The following is a 24,281-nucleotide window of genomic DNA, read 5'->3' on the forward strand; positions in this document are numbered from 1 at the left end:
AAGCAGTGTTAAATGAAACCTCTCCCTTATGGAGAGGTTTTTTTTATTCCTTGCTTTAAAAACAGCAAGAAAGGCAAGAAAAGTAAGAAAGGATATCGGATGCAAGGATGGCTAGTGATTCCCGTTTCTTTGGCGTATTTGGGAATCCTGTTTTTAATCGCTTGGTACGGTGACAAACAAAAGAGATGGTTAGCGCGTTGGCGACCATGGATCTACAGTTTGTCGATTGCGGTGTACTGTACGTCGTGGACCTTCTACGGCACGGTCGGACAGGCGAGCAACAATCCTTGGTCCTTCCTACCCATCTATATCGCGCCGATCATCGTGTTTACCATCGGCTGGCGCGTCCTCGCTCGGCTGATCTTGATTGCCAAGCGCGAGCACATCACCTCCATTGCCGATTTTATTGCCGCCCGCTATGGCAAATCGCAAGGCTTGGCAGTAGTTGTCACCTTAATCGCGGTGGCAGGCATTCTTCCGTATATCGCTTTGCAATTGCGCGGCATCACCATGGGATTGGAGATCATCGCACCAGATTTAGCATCCGATCTCAGTTACCAAAACTACAGTGTGTCTTGGTTTGTGGTCGGGGCGATGGCGATCTTCACCATGCTGTTTGGTACGCGTCATATCGATAACACCGAACATCACCGCGGCATGATGATGGCGATTGCGTTTGAATCAGTGCTCAAGTTGGTGGCGTTTTTAGTGGTGGGTGTGTTTATTGTTTGGCTCGCGATGGATACCGAGAGCTTCCACCTTGCCGATATTGCTGCAGAAACCTATGAGTCACCTAACATTCCGACCTTGCTGATTCACACCATTCTAACCATGCTGGCGATTGTCTGTTTGCCACGTCAATTCCATACCATGGTGGTCGAGAATGAACGCGCACAAGACTTACACGTCGCGCGTTGGTTGTTCCCGTTGTATCTGATTCTGATGGGCATTTTCGTTCTGCCAATCGCATGGGTAGGGCAAAGTCTACTGAGTGGTAGCCCTGCCGATACGTACGTGATCAGCGTGCCGATGGCGGTGGGCGCGAATGACATCGCCTTGCTGGCATTTTTAGGTGGTACTTCCGCGGCAAGTGGCATGGTTATCGTCTCGACCATTGCCTTAGCGATCATGGTATCTAACGATTTGGTGATGCCGCTGATTTTGCGCCGGATGAAGTTATCAAAACGCAATCATCATCACTTCTCTACGCTGCTATTACGTATACGTCGCGGGCTTATTCTGCTTCTGTTGATTGGTGCATGGGGCTTTTATCAGGCTTTAGATAGTATCCACTCACTCTCTGCGATAGGTTTTCTCTCGTTTGCAGCGATTACCCAGTTCGCTCCGTCTCTGCTTGGCGGTATGTACTGGCGTCAGGGCAACAAGAAAGGCGTGTATGTGGGTTTGCTGGTGGGTTTCACCATTTGGTTGATTACTTTGATGAGCCAAACCGACATGCTGGCAGGCGACGCAAGCAACAACTTGCTGATTTGGCTGATCACTCCGCCTGATTTATTGGCAGGTTTTGGTATTGCTGTTTCTGACTGGGGCATGATCCTCAGCGTAGTGGCAAATACCGCGTGTTTTGTTGCGGTATCACTAGCTACACGTCCAAGCATAAGTGAACGCTTACAATCAGCATCATTCGTTGGTACGCCGTTGCCTGAAAGTGAAAACATCAGCTTGTATCAGAGCCGTGTGACGGTCAGTGAACTGGAGATGTTAGCGTCACGATTTGTGGGACGAACGCGAGTGAAATCCGCCTTCCAAACCTATTGGAGTCAGCAACGCGAAGAACTGCTTCCCAATCAACAAGCTCCTTCTACCTTGATTCGACACACCGAACGCGTCCTTGCCGGTGTGTTTGGTGCCTCTTCAGCTAAGTTAGTACTTACTTCTGCTTTGCAGGGCAGAAACATGCAACTTGAGGAAGTGGCGACCATCGTTGATGAAGCCTCAGAGCTGTACGATTTCAGTCGTGGTTTGCTGCAAGGTGCGATTGAACACATTGGTCAAGGCATCGCCGTAGTCGACAAGCAACTAAGGCTGGTGGCATGGAACCAACGTTATCTGGAGTTATTTGTTTTCCCGCCGGGTTTGATTCAGGTTGGGCGTCCGATTGCGGATGTGATTCGTCATAATGCTGAGCAAGGTTTATGTGGTCCGGGTGACCCTGAAGATCACGTTCGTCGCCGTGTTTATCATCTTGAACAAGGTACGCGACATACCTCTTCCCGTGTGCGTCCAGATGGTCGCGTAATTGAAGTGCAAGGGAACCCAATGCCCGGTGGCGGTTTCGTGATGAGCTTTACCGATATCACCGTGTTCCGCGATGCAGAGCAAGCTCTGAAAGATGCTAATGAGACACTAGAAGAGCGCGTTCGTGCTCGTACTCGTGAATTGGAACAACTGAACAAACAGCTGGTGGCAGCGACGCAACGTTCTGAGCATGAGTCACAATCCAAGTCGCGCTTCTTAGCCGCGGTAAGCCATGACTTGATGCAGCCGCTGAATGCCGCTCGTCTGTTTGCTTCTTCCTTGTCGGAAGTTGCCAAAGACAGTGAAACCCAAAAGCTGTCGACCCACATTGAGAGTGCATTAGGGGCGGCGGAAGATTTGATTGGCGATTTGCTGGATATTTCGCGTTTGGAGTCAGGCAAGTTGGACGTTAATGTGCATGGTTTTGCGGTCAATGATGTGTTGGCAAACTTGAATGCGGAATTCAGCGCATTGGCGAAACAACAAGGCATTGAGTTCACCATGATCCCATCGTCTTTGATGGTGAAATCTGATCCGAAATTGCTACGCCGCGTGGTACAGAACTTCCTTACCAATGCGTTCCGATATAGCCCGAATGGCAAAGTGGCGCTCGGTGTGCGTCGCGTACAAGGGCGAGTGCGTATTGATGTATGGGACAACGGCATGGGCATCGAAGAAGAGAAGCAACAAGAGATCTTCGAAGAGTTTAATCGCGGTACTCAAGTCCGTTCTGACCAAGGTTTAGGGCTAGGTTTGGCTATTTCAAAAGGGATTGCTCAAGTGCTAGGGCATGAAATCTCGATGCGTTCTTGGTTTGGTCAAGGCAGCGTGTTCTCGATTACCTTAGATAAGGCAGAGAAGGTGCACATTCCGGCAGTCAAAGCAGTGAAGAGTGCACAATCTGACTTGAGCCATATTCGTGTGTTGTGTGTCGATAATGAGCCAGACATTCTGGTTGGAATGGAAAATCTACTCTCACGCTGGGGCTGTGATATTCGCATTGCGACCGACATCGTTGAGAGTCTGAAAGCGATCGAAGACGATTGGCTGCCGGATGTGATTTTCTCCGATTATCGTTTAGACAATGGTCGAACAGGATTAGAAGTGTTGCAGCAATGCCGCTTGCGTCTGGGTAATCGCTTTGAAGGGGTGATCATCAGTGCCGATCGAACCGATGACATGATGGAAGGCATTAAAGCCAATGGGTTCAGTTTTATCGCCAAACCGGTGAAACCTTTGAAATTACGTTCGGTACTCAATCGAGTCGCCTAGAAAAAAAAGACCTCCGATTGGAGGTCTTTTGCTTTAAGGGGGTGATAGGTCGGTGGCTTATTCTGCAACGCCGCCTTGAGTCAGTTTGGCTGGATCGAGCAATCTTTCTAATGTTGCGCGATCTAAGTCCGTTTCTTCTTCCGCTACATCAATGATAGCGCGACCTTGTTTGTAGGCTTTCTTCGCCACTTCCGCTGCTTTTAGGTAGCCAATCACAGGGTTAAGTGCGGTGACCAGAATCGGGTTCTTCGCCAGTGCAACATCAAGGTTGTCTTGGCGCACTTCAAACGTCGCAATGGCTTTGTCTGCCAAAGCAACGGCGCTGTTCGACAGCAGTTCAATGCTTTCTAATACATTGTGAGCTATCACTGGTAGCATCACGTTAAGTTGGAAGTTACCCGATTGACCTGCAACGGTAATGGTTGCATCGTTACCGATCACTTGGGCAGACGCCATGGCCGCTGCTTCTGGAATCACAGGGTTCACTTTGCCCGGCATGATAGAAGAGCCCGGTTGTAAGCCTTGCAGTTCGATTTCACCTAAGCCGGCTAGTGGACCTGAGTTCATCCAGCGAAGATCGTTTGCGATCTTCATGATCGCAACTGCTGCTGTTTTGAGCTGCCCCGATAGGGCGACGATCGCATCCTGACTGCTGAGATTGAAGAAGAAGTTTTTGCTTGAAGCAAACTCGATGCGCGTTGATTGCGTTAGGTTGTCGGCAAAAAGATCGGCGAAACGTGGATCGGCGTTGATCCCTGTCCCTACCGCTGTTCCGCCTTGGGCTAACGCTTTCACAGCTGGCAGTGTTTGTTCGATGGCTTGTTTGGCGTGCTCGATTTGGAATTGCCAGCCACCAAGCTCTTGGGCGAAGGTAATTGGCATCGCATCCATGAGGTGCGTACGACCTGTTTTTACCACATCTTTCAGAGCTTGCTGCTTGGTCTCTAGTGTTTCACTTAGGTGAGACAGTGCTGGTAGTAGCTGCTTTTCAATCGCAATCGCAGAGCTAACTTGAATCGCAGTAGGCACTACGTCGTTACTGCTTTGACCCATGTTGACGTGATCATTTGGATTGACGGTTCCGCCTAGGTGCTCAGACGCCAATGTTGCAATCACTTCGTTGGCATTCATGTTGGAACTGGTGCCCGAGCCAGTTTGGAATACATCGATAGGGAATTGGTCGAGGTGTTTACCATCAATGATGGCTTGCGCGGCATCGGCGATGGCATTGGCAATATCACCTTCTAGCAAGCCAAGTTGAGCATTGGTAAGCGCTGCGGTTTGTTTGATGTGAGCGAGTGCTTGAATAAACCCTGTCGGCATGGTGTGTTTGCTGAAAGTAAAGTTATCGACAGCGCGTTGAGTTTGGGCTTGATACAAAGCGTTGGCTGGGACTTTGACTTCGCCCATGCTGTCCGCTTCGATACGGAATTCCGTGGTCATGGTAGGTTCCTTTTGTTTAATCGAGTGGCGTCTGTATCAGACGTAATTGTTGTTGTAATGAGAGAAATTTCACGTCGCCATCCTCAAACTGGTAGTAGTAGCGTTTGAGACAAAGTAGCGGAGTGTGAATGGAATCGAGGCAGACTCGGCGGAAGATACGACTACGAGTAGGGTCTTGAATCGCGTCGAGAAGATGGAAGTAGACTTGGCGCAAATACAGCTCGCACAGCAACAGGTTTTCGTGCTCTGCATCGTGATCGTAGATGGACGACAGCACCATACCCCAATGGATGTAATCATGAATCACATCGGGTTCGAATCCGCTTGGCGCATACACATGAAGGAATCGGTCTTGCGCTTTAAAAAAGGCGTTGTAGATGGCTTGGCTGCTGTCCATAGTTACCTCGATATTTAAGATAATGATAATTATTATCAATTAATTGTCGATTAGCAACCACAGCTTTTTTAAGGAAATAACACAACAAAAAAAGCCGATACTCGGACTCAGTATCGGCTGAAGTGGGAGAGCTCAATCCCTACAATTAAGCTCGGTATTCTTTCGCGAGATAAGGTCGGCTCAAATGCGTCTTCAAGCCTTATGGAGCTGGTAAGTTATTTGTCCGTAAACAGGGTTTCGTATTTCACAAACGCCGTTTGCGTTTCACCGTAGTAGAGCGTGCCTTCAGATTGAATCGCAACACGTAACCAACTCTCTGCTGATGCAGGCTTAGGCAAAGTGATGGTCCAGTTTTGTCCGGCTTGATCCGCTGGCGTCATGTCAATTGGCTGTGCGTTTTGCTCTTGGCTATCCACGACTGAAAGCTTCACCCCTTCCAGTGGATAAGCCGCATGTAAAGACAACTCTAGGCTATCTTGAGTCAGCTTTTCTGAACGAAACTTCACTTTAAAGTCACCGTTCTCCATATCACACAAGCCACTGGTATAACGGCAATTCGACTTGCTGGCCAGTTTGTAGCTTTCCCCTTCTTTAGCTGCATGAGGCTTTTCACTCAGAGCCATGTCTGTACCGAAATAAGCGATTAAAGACAGAATTGGGGCGATCAACAGAGCGATAATAAAGTGCTTGTTTTTGAACATGTTGGCTTCCTTGCTACAACTTCATAAGGTTAAATTAACCTAATCTAGCGAATAAAAAAGCCCCAAGCGGGGCTTTTGTGGTTTGCGTTATGTTTTAGTGGTCTACCGCACCGCCAGCGCCTGCTGGTACACGTACGTGCTCGACTAGGTCTTTTACTTCTTGTGGTGTTTCTGCTGTTACTTTCGATACTGCAAATGCCACGACGAAGTTGAACACGGCACCAATTGCACCAAATGCGTTTGGTTCGATGCCTAGGAACCAGTTCTGACCCCAGCTTTGTAGGTAAGTCCAGTCAGCAACAAATAGGATGCCTTTGTGCTGGAATACGTAGAATAGCGTGATACTGATACCTGCAATCATACCCGCGATTGCGCCTTCTTTGTTGATGCTCTTACTGAAGATACCCATCATCAACGCAGGGAAGATGGAGGATGCCGCCAGACCGAAGGCGAGCGCTACCGTACCGGCTGCAAACCCTGGCGGATTTAAGCCTAAGTAACCGGCGACTGCGATGGCGACTGCCATGGAGATTCGGCTCGCGAGCAGCTCTTTCTTCTCGGATATGTTCGGATTTATCACACCTTTGATTAAGTCATGAGATATTGCGGACGAAATCGCCAGTAGTAGACCTGCAGCTGTCGATAGTGCTGCCGCCAGACCACCTGCTGCGACAAGTGCGATAACCCAGTTAGGTAGCTTAGCAATCTCTGGGTTTGCTAGTACCATGATGTCACGGTCAACTTTCAGCTCATTGGTTGCTGGGTTTGACGTGTACTCGATCAGACCGTCGCCGTTCTTATCATCAAAGCCTAGTAGACCTGTTTTCTCCCAGTTCTTGAACCAGTCAGGACGCTCATCATAAGCAAGGTGCTGACCCGGAGCTGGGTTAACAGTATCCATTAGGTTTAGGCGCGCCATAGCAGATACTGCAGGTGCTGTTGTGTAAAGGATAGCGATGAAAACTAGAGCCCAACCAGCTGATGTGCGTGCATCACGAACCTTAGGTACGGTAAAGAAACGGATGATTACGTGTGGCAGACCCGCCGTACCGATCATCAGTGACATGGTGTACACGAACATGTTTAGTGTGTCGCCACGAACTTGGGTGGTGTATTCACTAAAGCCGAGCTCGGTGACCACTTGGTCGAGCCTATCGAGTAGATAAACATCGGTGCCTTGTATGGTACTACCTAAGCCGATCTGTGGTAGTGGGTTACCTGTTAGTTGCAGAGAGATAAAGATTGCAGGAATAGTGTAAGCAAGAATGAGTACGCAATATTGAGCAATCTGCGTGTAGGTAATGCCTTTCATGCCGCCCATTACGGCGTACATGAATACGATACACATACCGATCAGTAGACCCGTAGAGTAATCCACTTCTAGGAAACGACCGAACGCCACGCCCACGCCTTTCATCTGACCGATAACGTAAGTCACCGATGCGATGATAAGACACACAACCGCTACGATACGTGCTGCGTTAGAGTAGAAACGCTCACCTACGAATTCTGGCACAGTAAACTTACCGAACTTACGTAGGTATGGCGCAAGCAGAAGTGCAAGCAGTACGTAACCGCCTGTCCAGCCCATCAGGAATACCGAACCGCCGTACCCCATGAAGGCAATCAAGCCTGCCATTGAGATGAACGATGCTGCTGACATCCAGTCTGCTGCGGTTGCCATGCCGTTAGCGATAGGGTTTACACCGCCGCCTGCTACATAGAATTCTTTGGTTGAGCCCGCACGAGCCCAAATCGCAATACCGATGTAGAGGACGAACGTCGCGCCAACCACCAGATAGGTAATAGTTTTCAAATCCATCTGAGTTACTCCTTACTCATCTACGCCGAATTCACGGTCGATTTGGCGCATCTTCCACGCGTAGTAGAAAATAATACCTAGGAAGGCATAGATGGAGCCTTGTTGAGCAAACCAGAATCCTAGTTTGTATCCACCTAATTGAAATTGATTAAGTACGTCGACAAATAAAATGCCGCAGCCGAAAGACACTACGAACCAGATGACCATCAGGGTAATCATGAGCTTCACGTTCTTGTCCCAGTAGGCTTTGGCTCTTTCTTCGCTTTCAAATGCCATTGCCGTCTCCTTACGATTGGTATTGTTGTTAAAAAAATGTTTCAACATGTACATTAGCAAGGCACTGGCAAGAACTCTTTTCAACTTTAGTCGGGACGCTAAAAAGCAAAAACGCCCGTTTTTAGGGCGTTTGAGAGGAGGTGGGAATAAAAATGTGATGTTAATTTGATGTTAAATTAGCCAAAGGTCTAAGAGTTTTATCAATTAACATAGAAATCTTTTATACCAAGCAGCAAATTATTCAGTGCAACAGCAGCAAGGATAAGCCCCATTACGCGGCTGATGATGGCTGCGCCTACGTTACCAATCACTTTTTGAATCGTGTTTGCACCCAGTAACAAGAATAGGGTAACCAGAAGTACCGCAATCATGACGCCTGCGGTCATTGCTTGGTCGATGAAAGAGTAGCGGTTGTTATCGGTGAGCATCACGATTGCCATCATTGCACCCGGCGATGCAATCGAAGGGATCGCAAGAGGGTAAACGGCTAAGTCAGCGAGATCGGAGTGGCTGACTTCTTCGCCCAGTTTTTGTTCTTGTTCTGGCTTGCTTTCACCAAAGATCATCGACAATGCAAACAGCAATAACACTAAGCCACCGGCGGCTTGGAACGCGGGTAATGGGATTTGCATTGCTTCCAGCAACAACTGACCGGCAATAAGGAAGAACAGCAACACACCCATTGAAATGGCAATGGCTTTCAACGCGACGAGCCGACGCTGTTTTGCCGTAAGGTGCTGAGTTTGTGATAGATAAACGGGTACTGAACCAATCGGGTCGATGACGGCCCAGAGTACGACGAATTGAGTGACGAGAATACTTAGCAAAGTATGACCTCCCAGAGTTAGCGGTTTAACAGAGGGATGAAAAGGCTGTGTGTGACAGCCTGTTTATTTTAACGTCTGTTGTTCTTTTTGCGTCATATAAATGTGAATTAGATATATTTACTAACACATTACTGCTCGGGTTCCATTTGCTGCAGTAGGATGACGGCTTGAGTACGGTTCTTCACACCCAGTTTGCGGAAAATCGCGGTCATGTGCGCTTTGATAGTCGCCTCAGAGACATTGAGTTCGTAAGCGATTTGTTTGTTGAGTAAGCCATCGGAAAGCATACCCAACACTTTGTATTGTTGAGGGGTAAGTGCGGCAATTTTCTCTGCCAAGTCATTACAGGCTGCGTTATTGGTGATCAAGCCTTCTGGGAAGTATGGGTCGCCATTAAGAACTTGGTTAAGGGCATTGACTAGCTCGCGCATGTCGCTCGATTTTGGAATAAAGCCGAACGCACCGTGACTCTTAACTTGTGTGACCACACTAGGCTCTTCGCTGGCAGATACCACCACCACAGGAAGATCTGGGTATTCAGCACGAAGGTGAATCAAACCCGACATGCCATTTGCGCCTGGCATCTTGAGATCTAACAACACCAAATCTGGCTCTTCTTCTTTTTCCAGCAACGCGAGTAGAGCGTCCAGCGTATCCGCTTCGAGAAGGTTGGCACCACTCACAGCCATGTGTACCGATTGGAACAAGGCATTGCGGAACAGCGGATGATCATCAGCGATGATAATGGTGTAGGTCGAATCCATGACGTTAAACACTTTTGACTATTTCGTTAATGGAATTATTGTCCACCTTTAAGAATGTGGACAATATTTATCCGCTAAAAGTCTGAACTAAATCGACTTTTATTAGAAAAATTGCATATAAACGCAACTTTCTTGGTTTTATTGAGACAACAAAAAACGCCAGTGAAAAATCACTGGCGTTTGAAAGATTCATCATCAGAATCGGTTGATATGCTCTAAGAAAGGCTCGGCTTGCATAAAGCCCGTCAAACGAGCGTTTGAAACATGTTCGCCATTGGCATCCCAGAACTCAATCGTTGGCAAACCAAGTACATTCATATGTTTAAGCAGCTCGATATCTTGCACTTGGTTCTTAGTTACGTCCGCTTGCAGAAGAACGAAGTCTTGCAGTTTGGCTTCGACGCTTGGGTCATGGAAGGTGTACTTCTCGAACTCTTTACATGCTACGCACCAGTCGGCGTAGAAATCCAGCATCACTGGTTTGCCGGCTTGTTTCGCCTGAGCAAGTGCAGCCTCAAGCTCAGCCACGTTAGCGATACGGGTAAAGCTCACGGTTGCTTGCTGAGTTTGTGTAGTGGTATTACCGCCAAACCAGTAGTTCAGTGCTGGTTGAGCAGAAGCAAACAAACCAAGCACAGCAATGATGCCCACTGCACTTTGCTTCCAACCGCCAAATTCTAGGCTGTTTTTGATGTGGTATAGCCAACCAAAAGCTGCGATACCCAGTGCTGACCACAATGCCGTAGCCCACATTTCTGGCAAGATGCGCTCAAGTAAGAAGATAGGTGCAGCCAGTAAAATGAAGCCAAATAGGGTCTTAACGCGATCCATCCAACCTCCTGCTTTTGGCAGAAGTTTGTTGCCGAATACTGCAACAAGAATGAGTGGAATACCCATACCCATCGCCAGTGCGTAAAGCGCGATACCACCCGTCAGCAAGTCACCGCTTTGTGCAACGTAAAGTAGCGCACCAGACAGAGGCGCTGTGGTACATGGTGAGCACACCAGACCAGAAATCGCACCCATCGCGAATACGCCTGCGCTGCTTCCGCCTTGTTGTTTGTTGCTGAGGTTGTTTAACCACGTTTGCACGCCACTTGGCAGTTGCAGGTTATAAACGCCAAACATAGACAGTGCGAGTGTCACGAACAGCACACTCAAACCAATCAGTACATAAGGGTGTTGCATCGCTGCTTGGAACTGCATGCCCGCAGACGCGACTACAAGGCCGAGTAGGGTGTAAGTCAGCGCCATGCCTTGTACGTAGACAAACGACAAGCCTAGCGCACGGCGTTGGCTCAGTTTGCCGCTGCCAAGCACGATGCTGGTCAGAATTGGGTACATCGGCAGCACACATGGTGTAAACGCCAAGCCCACACCAAGCGCCAAGAACAGAAGTGGTGTCCACCAGTTATCAGCTAGGTTTGCGGCAAGGCTATCTTGCTGTGTTACTGGAGCCGATGATGTGTCGCCAGACGTAGATGATTGCGCCGCTGGTGGCGTTACCGTTGGTGCTTGCTCTGCTTTTGGTGCAGTTGTCGCCGCTGTTGAATCTGAGTTCGACGAAGTAAACGCGCTGATAGGAATCACGCGAGTTTCTGGTGGGTAACAGAAGCCTGCTTTCGCACAGCCTTGGTATTGCACCACCACGCGTGCTCCATCTTGCCAGTCGTGCATTGGGACGTTAACGAACAGAGGCTGGGTGTAGATATGCACGTCACCAAAGAATTCATCTTTATGTGGCGTTCCGTCTTCCATTTGCAGTTCGCCTAACGATACTTTCTCACCCGCTACCGATAGGCGTTCTTGATACAGGTAATAACCATCGCGTACTTGCCAGTCCAGCATCAGTGTGCCGTCTTGTTGGTAGTAGTTGAATGGGAAAGCCTGATCGACAGACACAAAGGTATCGTTGCTGCTGCCAAAGGTGTTTTGGGTGTCATTGCCAAACAGCGCAAAAGAAGGCGCAGAAAAGGTAATAAGCCCTAAGAGTAAGACGGAGAGTAATGCACGCATAAAAGGTTCAATTCATCTTAGATAATTGCCGTTAGTGTAACTCAATCAGACCTGCTGGCTAGCCAATAAGTTTCATGGAAGTGAAGATTTGTTAAGCGCTTCCAATGCGACAGACAATAAAAAAGGGAGCCGAAGCTCCCCGAGTAAGACTCTGTTTCTACTAGATCAGTAGACCACCGAATGCGAAGCCAAGTGCTACCGCTGAAGCGATAGTAACCACACCTGGTACGAAGAATGGGTGGTTGAATACGTACTTACCGATACGAGTTGAACCCGTGTCGTCCATCTCAACCGCTGCTAGTAGCGTTGGGTAAGTTGGCAGTACGAATAGCGCACTTACTGCTGCGAAAGACGCAACTGCGGTAAGTGGTGCCACACCGATTGCTAGTGCTGCTGGCATAAGCGCAACGGTAGTTGCACCTTGCGAGTAAAGCAGCATTGAAGCGAAGAACAGAACAAGTGCTAGCATCCATGGGTAGTCTGCTAGTAGCGCACCAGCCACTTCTTTGATGCCATCAACGTGCGCGTTAACGAACGTAGAACCTAGCCATGCCACACCAAGAACACACACACACGCTGTCATACCAGAGCGGAATGTTGCTGCTGCTGGGATTTTGCCAGCGTCGATTTTACAGCTCATTACGATAGCTGCCGCAGCTGCTAGCATTACCGTCATGATAGCTTCGTTACGACCTAGAGCAGGGTTCTCGATAAGGCCAACAGAGCCAGAGATTGCTGCTGCGTAACACACTACGAATGCGATTGCGCCTAGGAAGATGAAAGTTGCTTTCTTCGCTGTTGGCAGGATTTCACGCTTAGATTCTGTGTTTAGCTTGATCAAGCCTTTTGCTAGACGGTCTTGGTATTCAGGATCGTCTTTAAGCTCGCTACCCATGAAGTTCGCTACGAATGCACCGATCATACAAGCGATGAACGTTGTTGGGATACAGATTGCTAGTAGCGTTAGGTAGTCAACGCCAAATGGGTGAAGCATTGCTGCGAACGCTACAACAGCCGCAGAGATTGGCGACGCTGTGATAGCGATTTGCGATGCCACTACCGCGATAGACAGTGGACGAGAAGGACGAACACCTTGGCCTTTCGCTACTTCTGCAATAACAGGAAGAGTAGAGAATGCCGTGTGACCAGTACCCGCAAGTAGTGTCATTAGGAATGTCACGATAGGTGCGTAAAAGGTGATGCGTTCGGGATGTTTACGCAAAAAGTCTTCCGCAACCTGAACCATCCAGTCCAAACCACCCGCTACCTGCATTGCAGCGATAGCAGTAATTACAGACATGATGATCAGTATTACATCGACAGGGATGAAAGACTGGCTTGTCGGGACACCTAGGATTAAAGACAATGCAATTACCCCAGCACCACCGGCAAAACCAATGCCGATACCACCGATTCTTGCCCCCAAATAAATGAAGAGCAGAACCACGAAGAGTTCGACCATTACCATATTGATACCTCTTTTAGTTTTTAATGATTCTGATTTTTTGAGCACTCAGGAACAGGAGTAAGTGTTCAGAAAATCAGAACCCGAGCGGCTTACGGCAATAAAAAGCGCATAAAAATTGTGGTTAACCGTATTCGAGCCTAAAAAAGGGCCCCCGTTAGGGACCCCTTTCACATGCGATTACTCGTAGCGTTTCGCTTTATAAGTCGGATGCATGAAGTTTTCAACCGATAAGATGTCATCTAGCTCTTCTTCAGTTAATAAACCGCGTTCTAGAACTACATCACGTACACTCTTACCTGTTTCTGCACAGATCTTACCAACGATATCGCCTTCGTGGTGGCCGATGTATGGGTTTAGGTAAGTTACGATACCGATAGAGTTGTAAACGTAGTTTTCGCAAACTTCTTTGTTCACAGTGATGCCATCGATACATTTATCGCGTAGGTTCACACATGCGTTGTGAAGTAGAGAGATAGACTCAAATACGCTTTGTGCGATAACTGGTTCCATTACGTTTAGCTGTAGCTGACCGCCTTCTGCTGCGAAAGAAACCGTGTTGTCGTTGCCTAGAACTTTGAAGCAAACTTGGTTTACTACTTCTGGGATAACTGGGTTTACTTTAGCTGGCATAATTGAAGAGCCTGCTTGCATTTCTGGTAGGTTTAGTTCGTTAAGACCAGCACGTGGACCAGAAGAAAGTAGGCGAAGGTCGTTACAGATCTTCGACAGTTTCACTGCTAGACGTTTCAGCGCACCGTGCGTCATTACGTAAGCACCACAGTCAGAAGTCGCTTCGATCAGGTCTTCTGCTGGTACCACTTCTAGACCCGTTACTTCTGCTAGATGTTTTACTGCTAGCGCTTGGTAACCTGTTGGTGCGTTTAGACCAGTACCGATTGCTGTTGCACCTAGGTTGATTTCTAGTAGTAGCTTAGACGTGTAATCTAGAGCACGAATTTCTTCGTTTAGTGTTACTGCCCATGCGTGGAACTCTTGGCCCACAGTCATAGGAACTGCATCTTGCAGCTGAGTACGACCCATCTTCAAGATGTCTTTGAATTCTTGTGCTTTAAGCTCGAATGCGCCTTTAAGGTATTCGATCGCTTCCATCAACTGATGAACACTGTTGTAAACCGCGATACGGAAACCCGTTGGGTACGCACAGTTTGTTGATTGGCTCTTGTTTACGTGATCGTTCGGGTTGATGAACTCATATTGGCCTTTTTCCTTGCCCATCAGTTCAAGTGCAACGTTCGCGATAACTTCGTTAGTGTTCATGTTCACTGACGTGCCTGCACCGCCTTGGAATACGTCTGAAGGGAACTGATCCATGCACTTACCTGTTTCAAGGATCAAATCACACGCTTCTAGGATGTAGTTAGCAACGTCTTTTGGAATTGCACCTAGCTCTTTGTTTGCTAGTGCAGCGGCTTTCTTAGTCATTACCATGCCACGTACAAATTCAGGTACGTCAGAGATGGTAGTGCTTGAAATGTTGAAGTTTTCGATAGCGCGAAGTGTGTGGATGCCGTAGTAAGCATCGGCGGGGACATGACGTTGGCCTAATAGATCTTCTTCAATACGAGTGGCTTGGTTTGCTGTCTTTGGAGCATCAGATAGTGTAGCCATAACAGGATCCTTAGATAATAATTCTGATATTTAAGTTATTTATTAGCCATTTCTGCAATCTAGAATCCATTCATCAGAGTTTTTGGCTGGAAAAACCGTCCTGACTTATGTGGCACATCATACTGCACCTAGCGCATAAAAATAGTAAGTGGATCACCTTTTTCGCTTTTGATGCGTCAATATTTTGCAAAGTATGAACGGGATATTAATAACCCTTTATGGGTAGGCGATTTTCCTCGACAAACATGGATATTAAGAGTCCGAAAATAGCACTTTTCAACGACCAATTTTTGTATATGCACCTTTATTCAAAGGGCATTTTTTGCACAACGCATTCTCCCTAGTATGAACACGCTTTTTTACAACGATTCGTTTGAGCTTAGTAGGCTTTTGCCATTACACTGAAATCAACAAAGGAGGGCGTGTGTTTCCTATCTTATTATTGGCGTTTATTTTCGTCCCGATCATCGAAATCGGCCTATTTATTCAGGTGGGAGGCTTCTTAGGTCTCTGGCCTACGATTGCTTTAGTATTGATTACTGCATTTGTTGGTGCGTCTTTGGTGCGTAGCCAAGGCATCCAGACATTGATGTCAGTGCAAGGTCGCTTAGAGCAAGGTGAGCTTCCGGCTCAACAGATTTTTGAAGGTGTGATGCTGGCAGTTGCAGGCGTATTGCTGTTAACACCAGGTTTCATGACTGACGCATTGGGTATGTTGGTGTTGTTGCCAGCACCGCGAGCGGCGATTGCGAAATACCTAATGAGCAAGATGGTGGTGAAGACCATGAATGGTGGCGGCTTCCAAGGTGGCTTCTCAAATCAAGGTCCATTTGAGCAAGACCCGTTCCGTCGTGACCCATTTGATTCTCAATCGGATAATGGCAACACCTTCGAAGGTGAATACGAGCGTAAAGACGACAATGATCGTAACAAGCTCAACTGATTCAATCGGTCAGTAAGAAAAGCAAAAGGGCGCATTGAGCGCCCTTTTTAGTATCTGTGATTTGCTGTGCTTACAACGCGCCTTCAAAGCCCATTTGACGCCATGCTTCAAACGCAATAATCGCAACGGCATTAGAAAGGTTCAGGCTGCGCGCATCCGGCATCATAGGAATACGAATACGTTGTTCCATTGGAAGGCTATCAATCACGTCTGCTGGTAGGCCACGAGTTTCTGGGCCAAACATCAAAACATCGCCTTCTTGATATTTCGCATCGACGTGATGACCTGTGGTCTTTGTCGTACATGCAAACAGGCGGTAGTTGCCTTGTTTCTCTTTCTCTAAGTATTCCAAGAATGCTTGATAATCTTTATGACGCGTCACGCGAGCCAAATCGTGGTAATCCAAACCTGCGCGGCGGACTTTCTTCTCTTCTAGATCGAAACCCAGTGGCTCAATCAGGTGGAGATTCGCACCACAGTTAGCACATAGGCGAATGATGTTGCCGGTGTTCGGCGCGATTTCTGGTTCGTATAGAGCGATATCAAACATGGTATTGAATTAGATTGGTCAAAACAGGCGAGCAGTATATACCCAAGTCACCATGAGAAGCGAGATTCAACATAATGACTGGGTATAGAAGAGGGCAACCACTTCAGTGTGTTGCCCTAATTAAGACAGATTAACTCAGAGCGCGAGTGTAGTTCTCTTCGACTGCGCGCCAGTTGACCACATTCCACCAGGCGTCGATGTACTCAGGGCGACGGTTTTGGTAGCTGATGTAGTAAGCGTGCTCCCACACATCCAATGCTAGAACTGGCTCACCTTGTACTGCAGCAACGTCCATCAGAGGATTGTCTTGGTTGCTGGTGGAGGTAATGTGAATCTCACCATCTTTTACGACTAGCCAAGCAAAGCCTGAGCCGAAGGTATTGATAGCTGCTTGTGCGAACTCGTCTTTGAATTTTTCGAAGTCACCAAACTTGTCGTTGATGGCCTCTGCAAGAGCACCTTGAGGCTCACCGCCACCATCTGGTGACATGCAGTTCCAGTAAATGATGTGATTGTAGTAACCACCGCCATTGTTGCGGATAGCTGGGCTGTGTTGAGAAATGCTAGCGAAGATGTCATCGAGGCTTTGGGTCTCGAGAACGCTGCCTTTTGCGGCAGCCATGAATTTATCGTAATAGGTTTTGTGGTGTTTGCTGTAGTGAACTTCCATGGTTTTCGCATCGATGTAAGGCTCTAACGCATCGTAGCTGTACGGAAGCTCTGGGAAAGTGTGCGACATTGTAAATCCTCCTTAATGGAGGATTTACTTTAATGTTAATGAAAATCATTATCAACATTGGTCTTTGTGGGGTTATTTTGCCTCACTGATCAATGGCAGGGTAATGGTGACGCGTAAACCACCCAATGGGCTGCGACTTGCGATAATCGAACCACTGTGCTGACGAATCGCACTTTCGGTGATGGTTAAGCCTAACCCTGTACCACCTGAATGGCGGTCGCGCGCGGTCGACACACGATAGAACGGACGGAAAATCGCTTCTAACTCTTCCTCTGGTACGCCTTCGCCGTTGTCATCCACCACAATGCGTAGCGTATCGAATGAATCCTGAATGTTGATTTTCACTTCGTCTTTGCCGTAGTAAATCGCGTTGCGGATGATGTTCTCTACCGCGCTCATCAACAGTTTCGGGTTACCTGAGATACTGCGTTCTGGCACAGCAGAGTAGCTAAGCGTTTTACCCATCTGTTCCGCTTCGAACTGTGCGTCTTTAATGATCTCTTCCCATAAGCTAGCAATCGGCTGGGTTTCACGCGTCATGTGACTGTTCACTTGCATGCGTGACAGCTCAAGCAGCTCGGCAATCATCTGTTCTAAGCGCTGGGCTTCGGTATCAATACGAGTCAGCTCTGGGCTTTCACCTTGTTTACGCGTCGCCAACGCACTTGCCATACGCAGGCGAGTGAGTGGGGAGCGCAGTTCGTGTGAGATATCTGAGAGCAAGCGCTGCTGGCCAGAAATCATTTGATTCACTGCCTCAACCATTTGGTTAAAGCTGGTACCTGCTTGGCGAAACTCCGTAGTGCCTTTTTCCAGATTAGGGTCGATGACAAACTCACCTTTGGCAACGCGCTGTGCCGCGGTTTCTAGTCGTCGAGCTGGTTGGCTCAATGCCCATGCAAGCCACAGCAGTAGCGGTGTGCTCACCAACATGACGGCGAGCAGCAATTGCAATGGGTGATCGAACAGGCGCAACATGATCGGAGGCGGCTCGTTCCATTTGAAACCGACGTACATCAGTAAGTCAGAGTTGGCGATTTTGATCGGGACTGGGCCTGCGATCATGTAGCGGCCGTAGAGTTTTTGTTTCGGCTGAGACTGATCTTCAATGCTAGTGACAAAGTTTTGCAGCGCACGCAGTTTGAAGTCTTTGTGGCTCGATGTAGTTAAGACATTGCCTTCGTGATCAGAAAAGAAGATACGCGGACGCGGATCATGCTTGCTGCGTCGCTGACCTTCGATGCTGAACAAAATCTTGCCAAGGTTATCTTGCTTGCGATACTTCTTCTCAATGCCGTCACGTATGTCAATCATACGCTGATAGTGGTCTTGCGGGATGTCGCGTGCTTTTCGTGGGTCAAGGTGTGGCAATGACAGCACCGCCATCAGAACCAAGAACATAGTGAACCAAAAGATGGCAAAGATGCGTCCATACAAGCTGTTTATCTTCGGCAGTTTGAAGCGTGGTGCTCGCATTAATCCTCCTCAATCAACATGTAGCCGCGCCCTCGTAGGGTTTTAATGCGTGGCTTACCGTTGCTTTGGTCTGGCAATTTTTTACGTAGGTTGGAGACGTGCATATCGATCGCACGGTCAAAGGCAGCAAGGCGCTTACCAAGCACATCAAGACTGAGGGTTTCTTTCGTCAGTACTTGGCCTGGGTTCTGCACAAAGTGTGTTAACAGCGCAAATTCGGTCGTGGTTAAATCCAGTAGGGCTTCTTCACAGTAGGCTTCTTGTTTACCTGGGTAGAGTTTGATTTCTCGATACTCAATGCAATCGCTGTTCTTGGTGTTCTTTTGGGTACTAGTGGTGCGGCGTAAGATAGCTCGAATACGCGCTAACAGTTCACGGTCGCTAAAAGGCTTTGGTAGGTAATCATCCGCGCCAAGCTCTAGGCCAATCACGCGATCGATCTCCTCACCTTTAGCGGTGAGCATCAAGACTGGTGTCTCCCAGTTTTCGCGTAGGCGTTTTAGAGTCTCCATTCCATTGAGTTTTGGCATCATGACGTCAAGCAGTACAAGATCGATCTCACTGTTAATCGCCAATAAGCCTGCTTCACCATCATTGGCTTCACTGACTTCGTACCCTTCAAAGCTCAGCACTTCTTTAAGTAGGCTGGTTAGCTCTGTGTCGTCATCAATCAAAAGAATGTTCGCCATTTGAATACCTATTTATCATCGTGGTTGCTTTAATATTACATGGTAATGACGAGGAGGAATGAGTGTAAAAATCACTCTTTACGATTCTTTACGGTCTCTATACGTCGCTTTACCTAGTAGGTCGTATTCTACACTCAAGCGCTGTGAGAACAGCTCAGAAGAATCACTAACCTGTGTAAGGAATCTCATTATGAAAACTGCAAAGAAATTAGTACTAGCGGCTGTTGTTCTACCTCTAACTCTAGGTACAGCGAGTGCATTCGCATTCGGCGGTAAAGACCACAAAGGTCATCGCGGTGAGTGTGGTATGGGTATGGACCGCGGCATCATGCGTCAACTAGACCTAACTGATGCTCAAAAAGACCAGCTAAAAGAAATGCGTGAAGCGAACAAAGCAGAAATGAAAGCGAAATTCGCCGACGGTCACGAAGCTCTCATGGCAGAGCGTCAAGCACACCACGACAAAGTACAAGCGCTACTATTGGCGGATAACTTCGACGAAGCAGCAGCAAACGACCTAGCGAAAGAAATGGTTGAGAAGCAAACTGAGCGTCGCGTTAAGATGATGGAGAAAAAGCACCAAATGCTGAGTGTTCTGACTCCTGAGCAAAAAACAAAATTTGTTGAGCTACAAAAAGAGCGTCAACAGAAGTGTGGCGAAAAAATGCAAAAACGCATGGAAAAGCACCACAACAGCTAATCGCTGAAAGATAAAGTAAGAGAGGTAGCCAGAGTGCTGCCTCTTTTTGATCTTGGCGATTTCATACTCATTAAATCATTCTCAAGGTATACTCAAAGCACGGTTTGAGTTAACTATTTGATTATGAAACAGCAATACGCACGTTTAGTGACGATGGCAGCTTGGACGGCAACCATCGTGGCGACGCTTCTTTTGATTGTCAAAGTCATCACTTGGTGGGTGACGGGCTCTGTCAGCTTACTTGCCTCATTAATTGACTCCATGTTGGATATTGCCGCATCGGTAGTGAACCTTATTGTGGTGCGCTATTCCCTCCAGCCAGCAGATAAAGAACACACCTTCGGGCACGGCAAAGCCGAGTCTTTAGCTGCGTTGGCACAAGCGATGTTTATCTCGGGCTCCGCGGTGTTTTTGATCCTAAACGGTATCGAGCGTTTCTTCCGTCCGCAAGATCTGCAATCGCCAGAGCTCGGCGTTTACGTTTCACTGTTTGCTATGGTGATGACATTTGGACTTGTGATGTTCCAAAAGCGTGTAGTGCGCATGACGGGCAGCCAAGCTATCGCTGCTGATTCTCTGCATTACCAAACAGACCTTTATATGAACGGTGCCATTATGGTGGCGCTAGGTTTGAGCTATTTTGGGGTAACGCAAGCCGATGCGGTGTTTGCGGTCGGTATCGGTATCTTTATTTTGTACAGCGCGTTCAAGATGGTCAGCGAAGCGATTCAAACGTTACTTGATAGAAAGTTGCCTGATGAAGAGTTGGAGCAAATTCGCCAAGAGTGTTTGAAGGTCGAAGGTGTGTTGGGTGTACATCAGCTCCGTACTCGCATGTCTGGGCCAACGCGTTTTATTCAATTGCATTTAGAGTTGAATGATCATCTACCTTTAATAGAAGCCCATCATATTGCAGATGAAGTGGAAGCGAATTTGTTAGCCTTGTTCCCAGAAGCAGATGTGCTGATCCACCAAGATCCGTTATCGGTGATATTTGGACCAGAGAAAGAGCAAAAAGCACAAGATTGGTAGCGGTCGAAAAATCAGACCAAGCGTGACGACAAATAGACGCTTATTGACTATCTTTCCATCACTACTTGCTAAGAATCGTGATCCTGATGTGAATCAACGAAGTTGCAAAGAGAAACTGTAATACTCTTACATAAGTAGAAAAGTTACATAAAAAAGTGTGTTTTCATTGGTATTCCTGTAGAGGAAATGTAACATAACGCACAGTTCTGGATTATGCAGGTTGCTTGGTAACAAGGGGCCTAAAAGAAAATTAAATAAATTGATTGCCAAAGATCGAGGGTGAGCATGATTAAGAAGATCGGTGTTTTAACAAGTGGCGGTGACGCACCTGGTATGAACGCTGCAGTACGCGGCGTAGTTCGTACAGCACTATCTGAGGGATTGGAAGTTTACGGTGTTTACGATGGCTACCTAGGTCTTTACGAAGACCGCATCGCAAAGCTAGATCGTTCTAGTGTTTCTGATGTGATCAACAAGGGTGGTACATTCCTAGGCTCTGCACGTTTCCCTGAATTCAAGGAAGTGGCAGTACGCGAACAAGCGATTGAGAACCTTAAAAAGCACGGTATCGATGCACTAGTTGTTATCGGTGGTGACGGTTCTTACATGGGTGCTAAGAAACTGACTGAAATGGGTTACCCATGTATCGGTCTACCAGGCACAATCGATAACGACATCGCGGGTACGGATTACACAATCGGTTACCTAACTGCACTAAACACAGTTATCGATGCAATCGACCGTCTACGTGACACGTCTTCTTCTCACCAGCGTATTTCTATCGTAGAAATCATGGGTCGTCACTGTGGTGACCTAACTCTGATGTCTGCAATCGCAGGTGGCTGTGAGTACATCATCACTCCAGAAACTGGTCTAGATAAAGAGAAGCTAATCAGCAACATCCAAGATGGCATCTCTAAAGGTAAGAAACACGCAATCATCGCGCTAACTGAGCTGATGATGGATGCAAACGAACTTGCGAAAGAGATCGAAGCGGCAACAGGTCGTGAAACTCGCGCAACGGTTCTTGGTCACATCCAACGTGGTGGTCGTCCAACAGCATTCGACCGTGTTCTAGCATCTCGCATGGGTAACTACGCTGTTCACCTACTAATGGAAGGCCACGGCGGCCGTTGTGTTGGTATCGTGAAAGAGCAACTGGTTCACCACGACATCATCGATGCAATCGAGAACATGAAGCGTCCAGTACGCAACGACCTATACCAAGTTGCTGAAGAGCTATTCTAAGCCTGCTTGATAAAGTCAAAATCTAAAAAAACCGCGGTTATCCGCGGTTTTTTATTATCTGAAATTTGTCTGAGCTGAAGTTTGCTTGAGACAGGTTTTGTGCCGAGTTAAGAACTAGCGTGCTCTGCTAACGTTAGGCGACGCTCGCGCAAGGCAAAGAGATAGCCTAACAAGCCGCCCAGTGTGTTACCCAGAGCAATACCAATAAACAAACCTTCGATGCTATAAAGCTGACTGCCTATCCATGCCGCTGGTAACGTAAAGACGAATAAGCGCATAAAGCTCCATTGAAAGGCGCGAAGCGGTTTGTGCATCGCGTTATAGCCACTCACCAACATCATCACAATTCCTTGGAAGCCGTAGCTAAATGGCACGACTAATAGGTAATGCCACAGCAAGTCTTTTACCGCTGCTTCTTGAGAGAAAAGCGCAGCAAGAGGAATGCTGAGAGGCACCATCATCAAAAAGATAAAGCCTTGGAACACCACCGCAAAGCGCATGCTCAGGAACCAGCCAGAGAATGCACGAGCAGGGTTATTCGCCCCAAAGTTTTGCGCCATAAACGGGGTGAGTGCAGAGGTCAGAGACATCAGTACCAAAATCAAGATTGATTCAATACGTTGCGCTGCGCCATAAGCTGCAACCGCTGCGGTGCCATGGCTAGACAAAATCATCATCAAAATCGCGCCCGATAATGGGTTCATTGCGTTCGAGAGTGCTGCCGGTGTGCCTATTTTTAAGGTTTGTTGCCAGTCTTGTTTGATGAGCGACCAGTGCGGTGCAGCAAGTAATTTCTCGCGTTTCACCAATACATAGAACGACCCGCACAACGCACCAAACCAACTGAATGCACTGGCAATCGCAGCGCCTTGAATGCCGAGCTCAGGAAAAGGGCCGTAACCAAAGATCAGCAGAGGATCGAGAATGCCGTTGATAAGCCCAGCGAGCATCATGATCTTGGCTGGGGTTTTGGTGTCACCCGTCGCCCTAATAGCGCTATTGCCTGCCATTGGGATCACCAGCAGGGGAATGGTCAGATACCAGACCTGCATGTACTGCTCAATCAGTGGAATCGAGTCTTCTTTTGCTCCGAGTAAGCTGAACAGTGGCTCAATAGTAAAGAAACCCAGCGTCGAGGCGATGGTGACTAAAACAACTGCCAGTAGTAAACCATGGCTAGTAAAGCGAGCTGCTTGAGATGCATGTCCTTGACCAAGCAGGCGGCCAATATTGGTCGACAGCCCCATGCCAATACCCATGGTGATGCAGTTCACCGCAAAGGTTACTGGGAAGGTATAACTGATCGCCGCGAGCGCTTGAGTGCCTAATAACGAGATGAAGAAGGTATCGACCAAGTTAAACATCAAAATCGCGATCATGCCCATGGTCATGGGTACGGTCATTTTGCGTAAGGTGTCGGGAATGGGGGCGGTCAACAAACCATGTTTGTCTTCGGCCTGGTTGCCCGGCTTATTCTTTTCCAACATTTTTGACGTCTATCTGGTGAGGGAAGGGCAAGGATACAAGAAAGCCATTGCCTCGGCGAGCGAGCATTTCGCACGCAAACCGTTGCTTAGCTGCTGGTTATTTTAACTAAGTCACAAAAATTTCACGTCTACCCCTTGGGATCCTTAGCTTTGCCCTTATATACAGATCACGTGCCCCTGAGCGGGCAATTATCAAATAATCATGGAAATTTTCAGGAGAGACGACCGATGAACATTCGTCCATTACATGACCGAGTTATCGTTGAACGTAAAGAAGTTGAATCTAAGTCAGCTGGTGGCATCGTTTTAACTGGTTCTGCTGCGGAAAAATCGACTCGCGGTGTTGTTCTAGCTGTGGGTAAAGGCCGCATCCTAGAGAACGGCACAGTGCTACCGCTGGACGTTAAAGTTGGTGATACCGTTATCTTCGCTGAAGGTTACGGCACTAAGACTGAGAAGATCGACGGCAAAGAAGTTCTTATCATGTCTGAAAACGACATCATGGCTATTGTCGACTAATAGCAATCGTTGAGTAATTTTTTG

General features: G+C 47.7%; 21 protein-coding genes. 6 read left to right on the plus strand and 15 right to left on the minus strand.

What is annotated here, in order from left to right; translation table 11 throughout:
* Nucleotides 1-99 precede the first annotated feature (99 nt).
* Complete coding sequence (locus ACLIIY_RS16625) at nt 100-3,531, plus strand: hybrid sensor histidine kinase/response regulator (RefSeq protein ID WP_009698905.1); 3,432 nt, start codon at nt 100-102, stop codon at nt 3,529-3,531.
* Nucleotides 3,532-3,588: 57 nt separating this feature from the next.
* Here the strand turns inward: ACLIIY_RS16625 and ACLIIY_RS16630 are convergent, their stop codons facing one another.
* The 10 genes from ACLIIY_RS16630 to aspA all read right to left on the minus strand — a co-directional run bounded on the left by ACLIIY_RS16630 (nt 3,589) and on the right by aspA (nt 14,874).
* Entirely contained in the window at nt 3,589-4,974 is a 1,386-nt protein-coding gene (locus ACLIIY_RS16630) for a class II fumarate hydratase (RefSeq protein ID WP_434527920.1), read from the minus strand.
* 16 nt (nt 4,975-4,990) lie between these two features.
* The gene (locus ACLIIY_RS16635; protein ID WP_005440416.1) at nt 4,991-5,371 is read right to left on the minus strand and encodes a hypothetical protein; all 381 of its coding nucleotides are present in this window, start codon (nt 5,369-5,371) and stop codon (nt 4,991-4,993) included.
* A gap of 215 nt (nt 5,372-5,586) precedes the next feature.
* The gene (locus ACLIIY_RS16640) at nt 5,587-6,072 is read right to left on the minus strand and encodes a hypothetical protein (protein WP_038896825.1); all 486 of its coding nucleotides are present in this window, start codon (nt 6,070-6,072) and stop codon (nt 5,587-5,589) included.
* Nucleotides 6,073-6,166: 94 nt separating this feature from the next.
* On the minus strand, nt 6,167-7,894 hold the full coding sequence (locus tag ACLIIY_RS16645) for a sodium:solute symporter family protein (RefSeq protein WP_005440419.1): 1,728 nt from the start codon (nt 7,892-7,894) through the stop codon (nt 6,167-6,169).
* Between the two features lie 12 nt (nt 7,895-7,906).
* Nucleotides 7,907-8,170 carry a DUF4212 domain-containing protein gene (locus ACLIIY_RS16650; RefSeq protein WP_005448273.1) on the minus strand — a complete coding sequence of 88 codons (264 nt, stop codon included), beginning with the start codon at nt 8,168-8,170 and terminating at the stop codon, nt 7,907-7,909.
* Between the two features lie 200 nt (nt 8,171-8,370).
* Nucleotides 8,371-8,997 carry a MarC family protein gene (locus tag ACLIIY_RS16655; RefSeq protein ID WP_005440423.1) on the minus strand — a complete coding sequence of 209 codons (627 nt, stop codon included), beginning with the start codon at nt 8,995-8,997 and terminating at the stop codon, nt 8,371-8,373.
* Nucleotides 8,998-9,125: 128 nt separating this feature from the next.
* The gene (locus tag ACLIIY_RS16660; protein ID WP_005440424.1) at nt 9,126-9,761 is read right to left on the minus strand and encodes a response regulator; all 636 of its coding nucleotides are present in this window, start codon (nt 9,759-9,761) and stop codon (nt 9,126-9,128) included.
* 195 nt (nt 9,762-9,956) lie between these two features.
* A complete protein-coding gene (locus tag ACLIIY_RS16665; protein ID WP_434527921.1) occupies nt 9,957-11,777 on the minus strand; it encodes a protein-disulfide reductase DsbD in 1,821 nt (606 codons plus the stop codon).
* A 160-nt stretch (nt 11,778-11,937) separates the two neighbouring features.
* On the minus strand, nt 11,938-13,245 hold the full coding sequence (locus ACLIIY_RS16670) for an anaerobic C4-dicarboxylate transporter (RefSeq protein ID WP_009707865.1): 1,308 nt from the start codon (nt 13,243-13,245) through the stop codon (nt 11,938-11,940).
* Between the two features lie 177 nt (nt 13,246-13,422).
* The gene (aspA, locus tag ACLIIY_RS16675) at nt 13,423-14,874 is read right to left on the minus strand and encodes an aspartate ammonia-lyase (RefSeq protein WP_009707864.1); all 1,452 of its coding nucleotides are present in this window, start codon (nt 14,872-14,874) and stop codon (nt 13,423-13,425) included.
* A 424-nt stretch (nt 14,875-15,298) separates the two neighbouring features.
* Between aspA and ACLIIY_RS16680 the strand changes: the two genes are divergently transcribed.
* Nucleotides 15,299-15,817, plus strand: coding sequence for an FxsA family protein (locus ACLIIY_RS16680; RefSeq protein WP_005448278.1), 519 nt, complete (start codon nt 15,299-15,301; stop codon nt 15,815-15,817).
* 70 nt (nt 15,818-15,887) lie between these two features.
* Here the strand turns inward: ACLIIY_RS16680 and trmL are convergent, their stop codons facing one another.
* The 4 genes from trmL to ACLIIY_RS16700 all read right to left on the minus strand — a co-directional run bounded on the left by trmL (nt 15,888) and on the right by ACLIIY_RS16700 (nt 19,271).
* Nucleotides 15,888-16,367 carry a tRNA (uridine(34)/cytosine(34)/5-carboxymethylaminomethyluridine(34)-2'-O)-methyltransferase TrmL gene (gene trmL / locus ACLIIY_RS16685; protein WP_005440442.1) on the minus strand — a complete coding sequence of 160 codons (480 nt, stop codon included), beginning with the start codon at nt 16,365-16,367 and terminating at the stop codon, nt 15,888-15,890.
* 130 nt (nt 16,368-16,497) lie between these two features.
* Nucleotides 16,498-17,106, minus strand: coding sequence for a superoxide dismutase (locus tag ACLIIY_RS16690; protein ID WP_434527922.1), 609 nt, complete (start codon nt 17,104-17,106; stop codon nt 16,498-16,500).
* 72 nt (nt 17,107-17,178) lie between these two features.
* Complete coding sequence (gene cpxA / locus ACLIIY_RS16695) at nt 17,179-18,582, minus strand: envelope stress sensor histidine kinase CpxA (RefSeq protein WP_005440446.1); 1,404 nt, start codon at nt 18,580-18,582, stop codon at nt 17,179-17,181.
* On the minus strand, nt 18,582-19,271 hold the full coding sequence (locus tag ACLIIY_RS16700; protein WP_020194826.1) for a response regulator: 690 nt from the start codon (nt 19,269-19,271) through the stop codon (nt 18,582-18,584). The genes cpxA and ACLIIY_RS16700 overlap by 1 nt, the downstream gene beginning before the upstream one ends.
* A gap of 190 nt (nt 19,272-19,461) precedes the next feature.
* Here ACLIIY_RS16700 and ACLIIY_RS16705 point away from each other — a divergent pair, with 190 nt between their 5' ends.
* From ACLIIY_RS16705 to pfkA, 3 genes are all read left to right on the plus strand, one after another.
* A complete protein-coding gene (locus tag ACLIIY_RS16705; protein ID WP_434527923.1) occupies nt 19,462-19,971 on the plus strand; it encodes a CpxP family protein in 510 nt (169 codons plus the stop codon).
* Between the two features lie 123 nt (nt 19,972-20,094).
* Nucleotides 20,095-21,003 carry a CDF family cation-efflux transporter FieF gene (fieF, locus tag ACLIIY_RS16710; protein ID WP_041060881.1) on the plus strand — a complete coding sequence of 303 codons (909 nt, stop codon included), beginning with the start codon at nt 20,095-20,097 and terminating at the stop codon, nt 21,001-21,003.
* Nucleotides 21,004-21,288: 285 nt separating this feature from the next.
* Nucleotides 21,289-22,251: a 6-phosphofructokinase gene (gene pfkA, locus ACLIIY_RS16715; RefSeq protein WP_005440457.1), complete on the plus strand. Its 963-nt coding sequence runs from the start codon at nt 21,289-21,291 to the stop codon at nt 22,249-22,251.
* Between the two features lie 107 nt (nt 22,252-22,358).
* Here pfkA and ACLIIY_RS16720 read toward each other — a convergent pair whose 3' ends face one another.
* Complete coding sequence (locus tag ACLIIY_RS16720) at nt 22,359-23,738, minus strand: MATE family efflux transporter (RefSeq protein WP_039840837.1); 1,380 nt, start codon at nt 23,736-23,738, stop codon at nt 22,359-22,361.
* A gap of 228 nt (nt 23,739-23,966) precedes the next feature.
* Between ACLIIY_RS16720 and ACLIIY_RS16725 the strand changes: the two genes are divergently transcribed.
* Entirely contained in the window at nt 23,967-24,257 is a 291-nt protein-coding gene (locus ACLIIY_RS16725; RefSeq protein WP_005440461.1) for a co-chaperone GroES, read from the plus strand.
* Nucleotides 24,258-24,281: the final 24 nt, after the last annotated feature.

Source organism: Vibrio sp. K4, from assembly GCF_051122595.1.
Lineage (GTDB): Bacteria > Pseudomonadota > Gammaproteobacteria > Enterobacterales > Vibrionaceae > Vibrio > Vibrio owensii.